The following is a 12,472-nucleotide window of genomic DNA, read 5'->3' as shown; positions in this document are numbered from 1 at the left end:
TATGAGGCGGTCGCGCTGTCGAGGCCGCGCCGCATGCCGTAGATCTCGCGATCGAGACCCTGCGATCAAGACCCCGCGATGCGGAGGAATCCATGTCCGCCAGCCCTCTCCCGAATTCAGGATCCGGACACGAGTCCATTGCCGGGACCGTCGATCCCGTCTGGTCGCGCCTGCGCGGCGAGGCGGAGGCGGTGGTGCGCGAGGAGCCTCAGCTCGCCTCGTTCATCGTCGCGACCATCCTCAATCATTCGACCCTCGAAGCCGCGGTCTCGCACCGCGTCGCGGCCCGGCTCGGCCATGCCTCGCTGCCGGCGGAGCTCGTGGCGCACGGGTTCTACGAGGCGATCGCCGCGGACCCTCGGATCGGCGACAGCTTCCGCGCCGATATCGGTGCGGTGCTCGACCGCGACCCGGCAGCCGGCCGGGCGCTCGAACCCGTCCTGTATTTCAAGGGCTTCCACGCCATCCAGGCGCATCGGCTGGCGCATTGGTACTGGACCAGCGGCCGCCGCGATCTCGCGCTCTATCTCCAGAGCCGGTCCTCAGAGGTGTTCCAGACCGACATCCATCCTGCCGCCCGGATCGGTCGCGGCATCTTCCTCGACCACGCCACCGGCGTCGTCGTCGGCTCCACCGCCGTCATTGAGGACGACGTCTCGATCCTGCACGCCGTGACCCTCGGTGGCACCGGCAAGCAGGGCAGCGACCGCCACCCGAAGATCCGCCGCGGCGTCATGATCGGTGCCGGGGCCAAGATCCTCGGGAACATCGAAGTCGGCGAATATGCCCGCGTGGCCGCCGGTTCCGTGGTCCTGCGGCCGGTTCCGGCCCATACCACCGTCGTGGGCGTGCCCGCCCGCGTGGTCGGCACTGCCGGTTGCGCCGAACCGGCCCGCGCCATGGACCAGTTCGTCAATCTCGACCAGTTCATCCACATGGCCGAGGGCATCTGAACCCGTTCGCCCGCGCTTGCCCGGCGCGAAGCGGCATGGCAAGCGGTGCCCATCCCGCGAGGCACGGGACGGATCGAGCCGGTCCCGCCTCGACCGACCACCGATGAAGCAAGAGGCGAAAGCGTGAACAAGACCGACATCACGAAAGTCCAGGACTATATGCGTCGGACATTCGCCAACGCGAACATCCGGCTCGTGGCCCGACCCAAGAAGGACGATTCCGCCGAAGTCTATATCGGTGAGGAATTCCTCGGCGTGGTCTCCGTGGACGACGAGGACGGCGACCGCTCGTTCAACTTCGCGATGGCGATCCTCGACATCGATCTCGAGGATTGAGGGTCGAAAGGCGGGGACATGGGCGCGTGACCGACCGCGCCCCGCCCGGACACACGTATTTCTCCCTGTGCGTCGGTTAACCCTGACGCCGGGAAATCCTTAACGTTTCGTAAACGCTCTGGCAGAGTGCGTGCTTAACCCGTCGTTAACGGTGAAGCGCGCGCCATGGACATCAGCCCTTCCGCCATCGAATCGATCCAGACGCTCTGCGTCGGCCTCGCATTGTCGGGCCTTCTCGCGAGCGCCTTCGAACTGTTTTCCGATCGTCGCGCCAGTTTCAGCCTGCTGGAGCGCGGCGGCGTCGAGGCGGTCGCGGCCCTGCCCATCCTGGCTTTCGGCGCGCCCTTCATCATCCTGCGCAATACCGTGCGTGGCCGCCGCATCGAGCGCCGCCCGATCCCCTTCGTGATGATCGCGACGATCATCGCCTGTGGCTGGAGCCTCCTCTCGGGCCGCGTCGCCCTCGACCTCGCGCATCTGATTGCTGGCGGGATCTGACACCGGATCGCAGATTGCGATCGATCATTCCGCCCCCTTTCCCGGACGCCCTCACCGATTCGCGGTGGCCACCGGCGAGGCGACGCCGTTGAGCGAGACCCAAGCCATGCTGTCCTGGCCTTCGCGCTTCACGTAGGTGTATCCGGTACGCGGCGCGGAGAGGATCGCGCTGGTCTTGTTGTCGAGGATCAGGTCGCCCTTGTCGGTGCGCACCATCAGCACGGCATGACCCTCGCCGATATCGTCGATCACCACGGTCATCCGCAGCGCCCGACGGGGCAGGCCCCGCTCCACCAGCATCCTGCGCTTGAGCAGCTGGAAATCCTCGCAATCGCCGAATCCGTCATCGGGAAAATCCCAGCGGTCCACGACGCCCCAATGCGCCATGTCGGTGATCGGGTGGATGCGTCCGTTGACGCGGCGGTTGACGCTGGTGAGCGTGCGCCAGATCGCGGGGTTCAGGGTGATGAAGGCCGGCTGCGAGGTATCGACCGCGCATTCGGCGGGATATTTGGCGCAGAAGCCGTTCCAGGCCGCCACAGGCCGGGCGCCGCCATTCTCGCCCACGCTGGTGGCATCCGGGATGGCGGCGGTCGTGGAGACCGGGCGGGCTTGCGTCGCGGGCCCACCGAGGAGCAGGATCGAGCCCACCAGGGACAACTTCGCCGCTCGACCGGCCCGTCGCCACAGCCCGCTTCCCGAGAAGCTTCCGCCGCCGACGCCTCGCAGAACCGCGTGCCGCATTCCGGTCGCCCTGCCACTTGTTGCCGATGGCAAGAAACTGGCACGCCCGGGGCCGGGGCTCAATCCAAAAGTTAAACTCGAATTAACTTCCCACGAGGCCGGGGGTTCCGTGGCAGAGAAGTGATGTTTTCAGGCAACCCGGGAAACTGCGATCAGCGGTTGGCCGTGGTCACCGGAGACGTCACTCCTCCAAGCGAAACCCAGGCCACGGAATCCTGGCTCTCGCGTTTGATGAAGACGTAGCCGGTCCGGTACCAGGGCAGGATCTCGCTGGTCTTGTTGTCGAGGATCAGCTCCCCACGGTCGGTGAGGAGCGTCAGGACGGCGTGACCCTCGCCCTTCTCGTCGATGACGACGGTCATCCGCATGGCGCGGCGGGACAGGCCGGCATCGGCGAGGCGCTTGCGCTTGAGGAGCTGGAAATCCTCGCAATCGCCCATGCCGTCCTCGGCGAGGTCCCAGCGGTCCGCCTCGCCCCAATGATCCATGTCGGTGACGGCGCGCAGGCCGGTGTTCACCCGGCGGTTGACCGAGACGATGAGGTTCCAGGTCGCGGAGGTGAGGGCGATGCGCGCCGGCTCGTTCGCGTCGATGGCGCATTCGCCCGGGTAGCGCTGGCAGAACGAGACCCATCCGACGATCGGGCGGGCGGCGCCGAGGACATCGGCGGACTGGGACGGCGAGGGCAGGGCGGCCAAGGTCTGAGCCTGGGCGCCGCCGGCGCAGAACAGCGCGAGCCCCGCGAACATCCCGAGAAAGAGTGACTTCGTCCGTCCCATCGCGACCACCTCGTCCAACGAGGATCACGATGCCGCCACGCTTCCTGTGCCGCGCTGAAGCCGATACGCGCAATTTTATCGATTCGGCCTCGGGGCGGGGCCGGTGCGGGACAGGGCCAACCGCCGGCTGAACCGAAGGCTCGGATTGGCGAGATCGAGATCAGGAAGGCGTAACCATGCCAGGGCCGAGTGGACGGCGCGGCCTCGGTCGTCGACGATGGCGAGATCGCCATCGCCCGGTTCCGCGACGAAGCCGGGGCGAACGAGGGGATCTCGCCGACGCCCGGAACGCCGTCGGTGACAGGGGGAATGTCGGGGGATCGAAGGCTCTGTCCTGCCCTATCCGGGCCGGGATGCCGATCTCAGAGGATCAGGCCTTCGTGGAACAGATCCGGCGAGATCGGCAACATGAAGCTCACGCCGATACCGCCCTCGAAATAGCGCACGACGCGGCCGGGCGTCCGCCCGACCATGAGGCTCGCTCCGATCGACGGTGTCGTCTGGGTCGAGAGGGCGACGCCGGACATGGAGACGTCGATGATGCGGGCGGCGACCTCGCGCCCGCTCTCCAGCTTCAGCACCACCCCGGGATGGGACGGTGTGAGACGTTCGTGGTTTCGCCCTTCGGGAAGGCCGAGGGCCTCGCGGTTGGCGATCCAGGTGAGCTGGGAGGCGATCTTGTCCCGCTTGCGCTGGGTCGCGCTGAGGCGCAGGGCCATGCCGCCGGTCGTGAAGCGGGCGACGATCCCTTCGATCCGGCCGATGCTCTCGAGATACAGCACCACGCGCTCGTCGAGGGTACCGAGCACCGCACAGGTCAGGCGCACGCCGCCCGGGGACATGTCCACGGTCTGGCACGGGAATTCCCGGCGATCGGCCAGCATGTAGCGGCCGAGGAGGGCCACCTTGACGCGCTGATGCCGACGGAGATCCGACGGCCGCAGCAGGCGGACCGGCTTCGCTTCGGTGTGTGCGAAAGCCTCGATCATCAATACGGCAGACTCGGGTTGGATCGTCGTCGACGCAACCGTACGTGTCGGCTGGTTACGAAAATCTTTGCCCTGGAGAGATTGAGCCGGCATTCGCCCGGGAAAGCGTATCAGGCCCTTCCGCCGGGATGCACCATGAGATGACCGCGGCGCACCGGGATGCTGTCATTGGCCGGCTCCGGCAGGTTCCGGAGACCCGCCGCGGCGCCGTTCTCGGCGAGATCGATGACGTCGTAGACCGGGTCGAGCACGCGCAGGGACATCGAATCGAGCCGCACCACCGGCCGAAGCCCGAGCCATTGCGGGACGACCTGCGGGCTGAGCGATCCGAGCATGCGGACCTGGGTCTGGCCGCGATGGCGCAGGGGCAGAAGAAGCAGCTCGAGGTCGATCGGCTCGGCCTCCTGCGTGAACCCGCGCAATCCGGCGACGATCCCCAGCGTATCGACGGCGACGGTCTCCACCAGGCGCCAGGGATCGGCTTGGGTCGGGCCCCATATGTCGGCGAAGGCGCTGCCGCGCAACTCGCGGCCGAACAGGGCGCAGACCCGCGTCCCGGCGAGCCGGACCGTCGCGGCGGAGCGCGGCATGTCGAGTTCGAGAATGAGGCTTTCGGCCAGGACATTCCGGATTTCGCCGGGCTCGATCTCGCTCCTCTCCGGAGCGGCACGCTCCCGGCGAAGGCGATTCCAGTAGTGATAGAGCATTCGGCTGGTCGGATGCTTCATGGCGTCCCGTCGTGGCACGGCCCCGGTGGGACCTGTTCGAAATCGGGCCGGTCCGCCGAGCGCTGTGCCAGCGTCCGGGTTCGGCTACCGAGCCTGCCGCACACCTTATGCCCCTCCAAGGCGACGTGCCTCCTTAAGTTTTGATTAAGGTTAACAAGAGGTGGACGTTGCCGATGGGCGGCATCCGAGCGACACTGTCCTCGTTGATTGAAGCGAGACCGCCGATGCGGTCGCTCTTCTTGCGAAGTCATCGGAAGGACGGGTCTCGACCCGGGCGGCCTGCTGGTCCGGGCCGTTTCCGCTGAGGCGGATCTTTCTCTTGGGGGGAGGGCGTGAAAGCGTCCTCCCCCTCTTTTTTGATCGATGTCGTTTTCGATCATCTTCGCGACCCTCGCCGGATGAAGGCGGCCGATGGGCGAATCACGGGCCGCTCGCCGGAATTTGCGGGGTTCGGGGCTTGCGGCGGCGGCATCCGGCCCGACATGGTGGCGCCATGGATGCCACGCCCGACCTGCCGCGCCAGAGCCGCGTCCCCGTCTTCAACATGCCGACCGCGGTGACGGTCTCGATCGGCCTCCTGCTCGGCATTCATGCCCTGCGGGAGTTCGTCCTGCCGGACGAATGGGACATCACGCTCCTCCTGAACCTCGCTTTGATTCCGGGCCGTTGGCTCGTTTCGGTGGCTCCGGACCGGGCAGCGGAGATCCTGTCCGCCGCCGCCTCGGCCGTGGGGGATGCGGACGTGGTCCAGGCACGCTCGGCCTTCGCTCAATACGTGGTGGCCAATCCCTCCGCGAGCCTGTGGACCTTCGCCACCTATGCCCTGCTCCACGGCTCGTGGACGCATGTCATCTTCAACGTGGTCTGGCTGGCCGCCTTCGGCTCCCCCGTCGCACGGCGATGCGGCCCCTGGCGTTACGGTCTCCTCGGGCTCATCGGTGCGCTGGCAGGCGGAATCCTGCACGTGGCGATCGACCCGATGAGCACCGCCCCGCTGATCGGAGCCTCGGCCGGCGTCTCGGCCCTGATGGCCGCCGCCGCGCGCTTCGTGTTCCAGTCCCCGCCGCCCTTCCTGACCGGCCAGCCCTGGCAGCGCGTCACGCATCAGCCGCTGCAGACCATCCCCCAATTGCTCGGGAACCGCACGGCGGTGATGTTCCTCGGCATCTGGCTCGCCACCAACTTCGTGTTCGGGATCATCTCGCTGCCGCTGGGGGCCGAATCCGCGACCGTCGCCTGGGATGCGCATCTGGGCGGGTTTCTGGCAGGATTTTTCCTTTTCCCGATGCTGGACCGCTTGGGAGGCACGAAAGCGTAATTTTTCCGCAGGTTTCGGCATCGGAATGCGGGTCTGGCGGGTTGTCACGTCGAGCCTCGCGTCACACAATTCCGTGATGCGCCGGGATCAACCCGGTCAGCCGCCGCCCTCCGGGCGGCGTCCAGGACACACGGGAGACCACGTTCATGACCGTCGCACGCATTCTTGCCGAGAAGGGCGGGTCCGTCGTCACGGTGGAGCCGCACCGGACCCTCGACGAAGCCATTCATCTCCTTGCCGAGAAGCGGATCGGCGCCATCGTCGTGAGCGACGTTGAGGGCGCCGTCCTCGGCATCCTGTCGGAGCGCGACATCATCCGCGCCCTGGCCCGCCAGGGAGCCGGCGCCTTCGATGCCCCGATCTCGGAGCACATGACGGCGACGGTGACCACCTGCACCCGGTCGACCACCGTCGAGGACGTGATGCAGTTGATGACCGACGGGCGGTTCCGCCACGTGCCGGTGGTCGAGGACGGGCGCCTCGCCGGCCTCGTCTCCATCGGCGACGTGGTCAAGCGCCGGATCGCCGCCGTCGAGGCGGAGCACCAGGCCATGCGCGACTACATCACCATGGCCTGACGGATCGGCGTCAGACCCGTTCGGCCGCCGAGGCGATGAGTTCCCTGATCCGGGGCAACGCCGCCTTGGCCGCTTCCCGCCCGAGGAGAATGGCCTCCTCGGCGCGGTGAAATTCGAACAGGCCCATCTCCGCGAGACGCGGCGACAGCATCAGATCCGGCGGGTCGCGCTCCAGCCGAGCCCGCGAGATGCGGTCCTGCGTGATGTTGAAGGCATCGAACATCACCCGTCCCATGCCGGGCGTACCGGGCTCGCGGGGGACGGAGGAAGGTTTCCCCGTCATGATGCGCTGGGTGCCGCGCATGCGCCGCAACAGGCCCCATCCGCGCCGGGACGTCGCCATCGGCATCGTCGGCGACAGGGACGGGGAGGCGATACCCTCGGTTTCCGGCCCGATCACGAGTCCGGGCTCGGTGCGCGGATCGCCGTTGAGATTGACGCAGATCACCAGTTCGGCCCCGAGCCCGCGCGCGAGCTTGACCGGAACGGGGTTGACCAGGGTCCCGTCCATCATCAGCCGTCCGTCCAGACGCACCGGCGGAAACAGGCCGGGGAGGGCGTAGGAGGCCCGGATCGCCTCCACCAGGGAGCCGCGGGTCAGCCAGACCTCGTCGCCCGAGCCGAGATCCGTCGCGACGCTGGCGAAGCGGATCGGCAGGTTCTCCACCCGCCGCGTCCCGAGATCGCCTTCGAGGCGCCGCTTCAGGCGATCGCCGGCGATGAGGCCGGAGCCCAGCCGCAGGTCGAGAAGGCCCATGACCCGGCGCTTCGTGAGCGACAGGGCGAAATCCTTGAGGAGGTCGAGCTTGCCGGCGGCATAGCAACCGCCGACGACTGCGCCGATGGAACAGCCGGCCACCATGTCGGGATGGATGCCGGCCTCCTCCAGGACCTCGATCACGCCGATATGGGCCCAGCCCCGGGCGGACCCGCCCCCCAGCGCCAGACCGATCCGCGGTCGCGGCGGCGGCTGTTCGGCCACGGGCTCGACGCTGCCGCGCGGGAAGACCGGCTTCTGCGACAGGTGGGACAGCATGCCCTGGCGGTAGAGGGCGACCCCGCGAAAGGAGAGCCCGTCCCAGGTCACGGCCCGGCGGGTCCGAGCAGGGCCTCGCCGGTGGCGGGATCGAGGGTGACGGCACGGTAGAAACAGGATCGGCGCCCGGTATGGCAGCATCCGCCATCGCCACCGACCTCCACCGAGATCAGGAGCGCGTCCTGGTCGCAATCGACGCGCATCTCGACGACACGCTGGATCTGCCCGCTGGTGGCACCCTTGTGCCAGAGCTCGCCGCGCGAGCGAGACCAGTACCAGGCCTCGCCGGTCTCGAGCGTCAGCCGCAACGATTCCGCATTCATGTGGGCGAGCATCAGGACACGCCCGTCATGGGCATCGACGGCGATGCAGGCCACGAGGCCGTGTTCGTCGAAACGCGGTGTGAGCCGCATCCCTTCCTCGACCTCGCCGCGCGAGCCGGGCGGGGAGAACCCGCCGGGCGAGGCGGAACCTTGGCTGACCGTCATCGCCGAAGGAACCCGCCTCAGGACTTGCTATTGCGGACGAGGGTGAGGAACCGGACCTGCTCGTTGGCATCGTCCTTGAACGCGCCGCGGAACTGCGTGGTCAGGGTCGAGACGCCGGCCTTCTGCACGCCGCGCATGGCCATGCAGAGGTGCTCCGCCTCCACCATCACGGCGATGCCGCGCGGCTTGAGGATGCTCTCGATCACGTCGGCGATCTGGGCCGTCATGGTCTCCTGCGTCTGCAGGCGGCGGGCGAAGGTATCGACCACGCGGGCGAGCTTCGACAGGCCGACCACGCCCTTGGTCGGATAATAGGCGATGTGGGCCAGCCCCATGAACGGCACCATATGGTGCTCGCAATGGGAGTAGAACGGGATGTCACGCACGAGGACGATGTCGGAATAGCCCTCGACCTCCTCGAACACCCGCTCCAGCAGGGCGTCGGCATCCTGCTCGTAGCCGCCGAAGAGCTGGCCATAAGCCTTGGTCACGCGGGCGGGGGTATCGCGAAGCCCTTCGCGGTTCGGATCGTCGCCGGCCCAGCGCAGAAGCGTGCGCACGGCGGCTTCCGCCTCCTCGCGGCTCGGGCGGCCGGTGGCGATGGCATCGGGCACGCGCTTCGCCGAGGGCGGCAGTGGCGCGACCTCGGCGGGGGTCTCCACGGAGCGGGCGTTGTCGTTTCGCATCCCGTTCAGGGCCGCGGAGGCAGCTTTGGCAGTCGGGTCCATTCCCTGATCTTCCGTCTCGGTCAGCCGGTACGACAGGGATTTGAGCGCGGCATCCATGGCATCTCCCGCCCGGGCAACACGGGTCTTCATCGTCGTGCTATCTGGCTTTGCGTACATCGTCGAACCATCTCGGTCGCGTTTTCAGCCGCGTTGCCGCTGGCCGGCGCCCGAACGGTGAGGTCTCCTTGGCCGTGGGCGCGACCCTGGTCGACGAGCCGCCTCCTCGCGAAACGGCACGCTGGCGCCTATATCGTCGTTATCGCGCCGCCGCGCAATGCGGGGAATGCGGATCAGACCACCGAGATCGGAAGCCGGCTCCCTCCGGCAGGACGCGCCCCATGCTCGACGACATCTACAACCGCCGCATCCTCGAACTCGCGGCCGACATCCCCCGCCTCGGCCGGCTGGGCGCGCCGGATGCCAGTGCCACCGCCCATTCGAAGCTGTGCGGCTCCACCGTCACCGTCGATCTCGCCGTGGCCGACGGCACGGTGACGGATTTCGCCCACGAGGTGAAGGCCTGCGCCCTCGGCCAGGCCTCCTCCTCGCTCATGGCCCGCCACGTGGTCGGCGCGACGACGGACGACCTGCGGACGCTGCGCGAGACCATGCGACGGATGCTCAAGGAGAATGGCCCGGCACCGGAAGGCGCATGGGCGGAACTCGCGGTGCTGGAGCCGGTGCGGGACTTCAAGGCCCGCCACGCCTCGACGCTCCTCACCTTCGACGCCGTGGTCAACGCCCTCGATCAGGTCGCCGCGAAGGCCCAGGCGGCCGAATAGGGCCATGGTCCGCCGCGCGGCGCATCTCGCGATCCGGGGCTACCAGCTCACCCTGTCGAGCCTGATCGGCCGGCAATGCCGGCACTGGCCGTCCTGCTCGGACTATACCGACGAGGCGATCCGCCGGCACGGGTTCTGGCCGGGCGGCTGGATCGGGCTTTCGCGGATCTGCCGCTGCGGCCCGATGGGCACGCATGGCATCGACCTCGTGCCCGAGACGTTGCCCGAAGCCGCGGGCTGGGCCACGCCCTGGCGCTACGGCCGCTGGCGCGGGGTGAACGCGCCGCCCTCGCCGTTCGCCTGCGAGGCGGTGGAGAGCAATCCTGACCGGGGGTAGTGTTGCCCGATCACCGGTCGCGCATCCGGGAGAGACCGACCATGTCGACCCACATCGCGGACGTTGCCTGGATCCTGAAGCCCGGAGAGGACTTCGCCGCCGGGCGCTACAGCCGGGGGCACACAGTGAGTTTCGATGGCGGCGTGACGCTCGCCGGCACGGCCTCGGAGCATGTCGTCGGCAAATGGGCCGTGCCGGAGGCCGTCGACCCGGAGGAGATGCTGGTCGCCGCGCTCTCGAGCTGCCACATGCTGACCTTCCTCCACGTGGCCCGGCTCGCCGGCTTTGCCGTCGCGGCCTATCGGGACCATGCCGAGGGCGTGCTGGAGGAGACGGCTCCCGGTCGACATGCCCTCGCGCGGGTGACCTTGCGGCCCGAGATCGAGTGGTCGGGCGTCGCCCCCGACGCGGAACGCCTCGCCGGCCTTCACGAAGCGGCGCACGAGGGCTGCTTCATTGCGAACTCGGTGAAGACCGACGTGGTCGTGGCCGAGCCGGTCAGCTCGCGCCGATCCAGCGCATCACCACTAGCGTCCCCGTCACCGTGAGCGCGCCGCCGATCCGGGTAGCGATCTGGGCGAAGGGCATCAGGGCCATGCGGTTGGCCGCCGTCAGGATGGCGACGTCGCCGGTGCCGCCCTGGCCGCTATGGCAGGCATTCACGATGGCGGTCTCGATCGGGTACATGCCGAGGCGGCGGCCGACGAAGAAGCCCGCCGCCATGAGGGTCACCACCGTCGAGACGATGGTGATGAGATTCACCAGCGTGAACGCCGCCACCAGCTTGTCCCAGGGCGTCATCGACACGCCGATGGCGAAGAGCAGCGGGTAGGTCATGCTGATCTGGACGAACTTGTAGGCGACGAAGCCGCCGGCCTGGAGGCGCGGGGAGACCGCGCTGGCGAGCTTGGCGAGCACCGCCAGGAACAGCATCGCCACGGGGGCGGGAAGCCCCGTGAGATGGTGCATCATCACGCCGAGGAGATAGAGCGTCACCGCGGTCAGACCCGCCGCTCCCACGGTGGCGGCGTCCACGGGGATGTCGTCGACCTTCAAGGCGATGACGTCGTTGTCCTTGTCCGGCTGGAGCCGGCCCTCGCCGGTGAGGTGGGGCTTGCGCTTGCCCACCGCGTTGAGGGTGCCGGCGAGGATAATCGCCGTCAGGCTGCCGAGCATCACCGGCGGCAGCACCTGCGCGAAAACGTCGCCCTGGCCCTGCCCGAGGATCGCCGCGTAGCCGATGGAGAGCGGAATCGCGCCCTCGCCGACGCCGCCGGCCATGATCGGCACGACGAGGAAGAAGAAGGTGTGATAGGCGCCCAGGCCCAGAAGGGTGCCGACCAGGGTGCCGACGCAGGCCGCCGCCACGGAGCCCGCCGCCAGGGGCACGAAGATCTTGAGGAAGCCCTTGATCAGCACCTCGCGGTCCATGCCGAGGATGCTGCCGACGATGATCGTGGCGATGTAGAGGTAGAGGAAGTTGGTGAACTTGGTGAAATCCGTGATCGCCTTCACGATCGGCGTCGGGATCAGCATGTAATAGACCAGCGCCGAGGGGATGAAGGTCGCGAAGATCGCGCCCGCCCCGATATTCTTCAGGATCGGCAGGCGCTTGCCGATCTCGGCGCAGGTGAAGCCGCCGAGCGCCAGCACGGCGATCATCGTCGGCGCATCGGACTTGATCTCGCCCTCGGAGGTGAGGACGGCGAGGAGGGCCACGAGGATGACGTAGACCGGCGCCGGGATGATGCCGATCTTGAAATCCACGAGACGCCACCATCCCTCCGGCCGGAAGCGGCGCGTGGGCGCCTGGGCCGCCGGACCGGATTCGGTGGCGGAGGCGGAAGCTGGGCTCGCCATCGATACTCTCCCGTCGGCCGATCTCTTCGCGGGTCGGCACGTTCGATCGGACCTTCGTGGAGAGCGGCGCAGGACCTTTCGCCCGTCACCGGTCCCTCCCGGGTCCGTGCTGGATTCATGGGCTGACCGGGCCGGTGGATTGTCAATCTCGGGAGGTATCAACCCGGCCGGATCGTCTCGCGCCCTCGTTCACGTCCGCGAGAGGATACAACCACACGCGGCGGCGCCTCGTGCAGCGAACGGATTTCTTCCTCCTGCGAAACGGTCTAAACCGCGCCCCTCGCGCCGAGTGCGCGCCGCTCGAACACCACCCCGCTT

General features: G+C 68.1%; 16 protein-coding genes. 8 read left to right on the top strand and 8 right to left on the bottom strand.

The annotated features are described in order from the left end of the window. Positions 1-92 precede the first annotated feature (92 nt). From cysE to ACFQ4G_RS13535, 3 genes are all read left to right on the top strand, one after another. Positions 93-953: a serine O-acetyltransferase gene (cysE, locus tag ACFQ4G_RS13545; RefSeq protein WP_238207375.1), complete on the top strand. Its 861-nt coding sequence runs from the start codon at positions 93-95 to the stop codon at positions 951-953. 123 nt (positions 954-1,076) lie between these two features. Next, a complete protein-coding gene (locus tag ACFQ4G_RS13540; RefSeq protein WP_238207373.1) occupies positions 1,077-1,289 on the top strand; it encodes a DUF3126 family protein in 213 nt (70 codons plus the stop codon). A 165-nt stretch (positions 1,290-1,454) separates the two neighbouring features. After that, positions 1,455-1,787: a DUF6949 family protein gene (locus tag ACFQ4G_RS13535; RefSeq protein WP_238207371.1), complete on the top strand. Its 333-nt coding sequence runs from the start codon at positions 1,455-1,457 to the stop codon at positions 1,785-1,787. A gap of 51 nt (positions 1,788-1,838) precedes the next feature. Here the strand turns inward: ACFQ4G_RS13535 and ACFQ4G_RS13530 are convergent, their stop codons facing one another. The 4 genes from ACFQ4G_RS13530 to ACFQ4G_RS13515 all read right to left on the bottom strand — a co-directional run bounded on the left by ACFQ4G_RS13530 (position 1,839) and on the right by ACFQ4G_RS13515 (position 5,027). Beyond that, positions 1,839-2,531, bottom strand: a complete 693-nt coding sequence (locus ACFQ4G_RS13530; protein ID WP_238207369.1) for a transglutaminase-like cysteine peptidase — start codon at positions 2,529-2,531, stop codon at positions 1,839-1,841. A 152-nt stretch (positions 2,532-2,683) separates the two neighbouring features. Next, positions 2,684-3,280, bottom strand: coding sequence for a transglutaminase-like cysteine peptidase (locus tag ACFQ4G_RS13525; protein ID WP_238207500.1), 597 nt, complete (start codon positions 3,278-3,280; stop codon positions 2,684-2,686). Between the two features lie 392 nt (positions 3,281-3,672). Beyond that, complete coding sequence (locus ACFQ4G_RS13520; RefSeq protein ID WP_238207368.1) at positions 3,673-4,299, bottom strand: PilZ domain-containing protein; 627 nt, start codon at positions 4,297-4,299, stop codon at positions 3,673-3,675. Between the two features lie 110 nt (positions 4,300-4,409). Next, entirely contained in the window at positions 4,410-5,027 is a 618-nt protein-coding gene (locus tag ACFQ4G_RS13515) for a PAS domain-containing protein (protein ID WP_238207366.1), read from the bottom strand. Between the two features lie 493 nt (positions 5,028-5,520). Here ACFQ4G_RS13515 and ACFQ4G_RS13510 point away from each other — a divergent pair, with 493 nt between their 5' ends. Together ACFQ4G_RS13510 and ACFQ4G_RS13505 are read left to right on the top strand one after the other, a co-directional pair. Then, entirely contained in the window at positions 5,521-6,345 is an 825-nt protein-coding gene (locus ACFQ4G_RS13510; protein WP_238207364.1) for a rhomboid family intramembrane serine protease, read from the top strand. A gap of 146 nt (positions 6,346-6,491) precedes the next feature. Further along, positions 6,492-6,923 (top strand): CBS domain-containing protein, encoded by a 432-nt coding sequence (locus tag ACFQ4G_RS13505; RefSeq protein WP_238207362.1) that lies wholly within the window; start codon positions 6,492-6,494, stop codon positions 6,921-6,923. Between the two features lie 10 nt (positions 6,924-6,933). Here ACFQ4G_RS13505 and ACFQ4G_RS13500 read toward each other — a convergent pair whose 3' ends face one another. From ACFQ4G_RS13500 to folE, 3 genes are read right to left on the bottom strand one after another with little or no spacing between them, the layout of a single operon-like run. Beyond that, a complete protein-coding gene (locus tag ACFQ4G_RS13500) occupies positions 6,934-8,010 on the bottom strand; it encodes a patatin-like phospholipase family protein (protein WP_379040396.1) in 1,077 nt (358 codons plus the stop codon). After that, positions 8,007-8,447 (bottom strand): phosphoribosyl-AMP cyclohydrolase, encoded by a 441-nt coding sequence (hisI, locus tag ACFQ4G_RS13495; protein ID WP_238207359.1) that lies wholly within the window; start codon positions 8,445-8,447, stop codon positions 8,007-8,009. The genes ACFQ4G_RS13500 and hisI overlap by 4 nt, the downstream gene beginning before the upstream one ends. Before the next feature lie 17 nt (positions 8,448-8,464). Continuing rightward, the gene (folE, locus tag ACFQ4G_RS13490; RefSeq protein ID WP_238207357.1) at positions 8,465-9,292 is read right to left on the bottom strand and encodes a GTP cyclohydrolase I FolE; all 828 of its coding nucleotides are present in this window, start codon (positions 9,290-9,292) and stop codon (positions 8,465-8,467) included. A 221-nt stretch (positions 9,293-9,513) separates the two neighbouring features. Between folE and ACFQ4G_RS13485 the strand changes: the two genes are divergently transcribed. The 3 genes from ACFQ4G_RS13485 to ACFQ4G_RS13475 are packed head-to-tail and all read left to right on the top strand — an operon-like array spanning position 9,514 to position 10,842. Then, a complete protein-coding gene (locus ACFQ4G_RS13485; RefSeq protein ID WP_238207355.1) occupies positions 9,514-9,957 on the top strand; it encodes an iron-sulfur cluster assembly scaffold protein in 444 nt (147 codons plus the stop codon). 4 nt (positions 9,958-9,961) lie between these two features. After that, positions 9,962-10,294 carry a membrane protein insertion efficiency factor YidD gene (gene yidD / locus ACFQ4G_RS13480; RefSeq protein WP_238207353.1) on the top strand — a complete coding sequence of 111 codons (333 nt, stop codon included), beginning with the start codon at positions 9,962-9,964 and terminating at the stop codon, positions 10,292-10,294. Between the two features lie 41 nt (positions 10,295-10,335). Beyond that, positions 10,336-10,842 (top strand): OsmC family protein, encoded by a 507-nt coding sequence (locus ACFQ4G_RS13475; RefSeq protein ID WP_238207351.1) that lies wholly within the window; start codon positions 10,336-10,338, stop codon positions 10,840-10,842. On the opposite strand, the gene ACFQ4G_RS13470 is transcribed toward ACFQ4G_RS13475, so the two are convergent. Continuing rightward, positions 10,793-12,154, bottom strand: coding sequence for a 2-hydroxycarboxylate transporter family protein (locus ACFQ4G_RS13470; protein ID WP_238207348.1), 1,362 nt, complete (start codon positions 12,152-12,154; stop codon positions 10,793-10,795). The two genes, ACFQ4G_RS13475 and ACFQ4G_RS13470, sit on opposite strands and share 50 nt — an antisense overlap. Positions 12,155-12,472 lie beyond the last annotated feature (318 nt).

Origin of the sequence: Methylobacterium marchantiae (genome assembly GCF_042679825.1) — a bacterium.
Lineage (GTDB): Bacteria > Pseudomonadota > Alphaproteobacteria > Rhizobiales > Beijerinckiaceae > Methylobacterium > Methylobacterium marchantiae.
This window is presented reverse-complemented; position numbering and strand designations above follow the sequence as displayed.

Coding starts and splice junctions, on each gene's coding strand:
- cysE (WP_238207375.1), top strand. CDS start 93: ATGTCCGCCAGCCCTCTCCCGAATTCAGGATCCGGACACGAGTCCATT.
- ACFQ4G_RS13535 (WP_238207371.1), top strand. CDS start 1,455: ATGGACATCAGCCCTTCCGCCATCGAATCGATCCAGACGCTCTGCGTC.
- ACFQ4G_RS13530 (WP_238207369.1), bottom strand. CDS start 2,531: ATGCGGCACGCGGTTCTGCGAGGCGTCGGCGGCGGAAGCTTCTCGGGA.
- ACFQ4G_RS13525 (WP_238207500.1), bottom strand. CDS start 3,280: ATGTTCGCGGGGCTCGCGCTGTTCTGCGCCGGCGGCGCCCAGGCTCAG.
- ACFQ4G_RS13520 (WP_238207368.1), bottom strand. CDS start 4,299: ATGATCGAGGCTTTCGCACACACCGAAGCGAAGCCGGTCCGCCTGCTG.
- ACFQ4G_RS13515 (WP_238207366.1), bottom strand. CDS start 5,027: ATGAAGCATCCGACCAGCCGAATGCTCTATCACTACTGGAATCGCCTT.
- ACFQ4G_RS13510 (WP_238207364.1), top strand. CDS start 5,521: ATGGATGCCACGCCCGACCTGCCGCGCCAGAGCCGCGTCCCCGTCTTC.
- ACFQ4G_RS13505 (WP_238207362.1), top strand. CDS start 6,492: ATGACCGTCGCACGCATTCTTGCCGAGAAGGGCGGGTCCGTCGTCACG.
- hisI (WP_238207359.1), bottom strand. CDS start 8,447: ATGACGGTCAGCCAAGGTTCCGCCTCGCCCGGCGGGTTCTCCCCGCCC.
- folE (WP_238207357.1), bottom strand. CDS start 9,292: ATGTACGCAAAGCCAGATAGCACGACGATGAAGACCCGTGTTGCCCGG.
- ACFQ4G_RS13485 (WP_238207355.1), top strand. CDS start 9,514: ATGCTCGACGACATCTACAACCGCCGCATCCTCGAACTCGCGGCCGAC.
- yidD (WP_238207353.1), top strand. CDS start 9,962: ATGGTCCGCCGCGCGGCGCATCTCGCGATCCGGGGCTACCAGCTCACC.
- ACFQ4G_RS13475 (WP_238207351.1), top strand. CDS start 10,336: ATGTCGACCCACATCGCGGACGTTGCCTGGATCCTGAAGCCCGGAGAG.
- ACFQ4G_RS13470 (WP_238207348.1), bottom strand. CDS start 12,154: ATGGCGAGCCCAGCTTCCGCCTCCGCCACCGAATCCGGTCCGGCGGCC.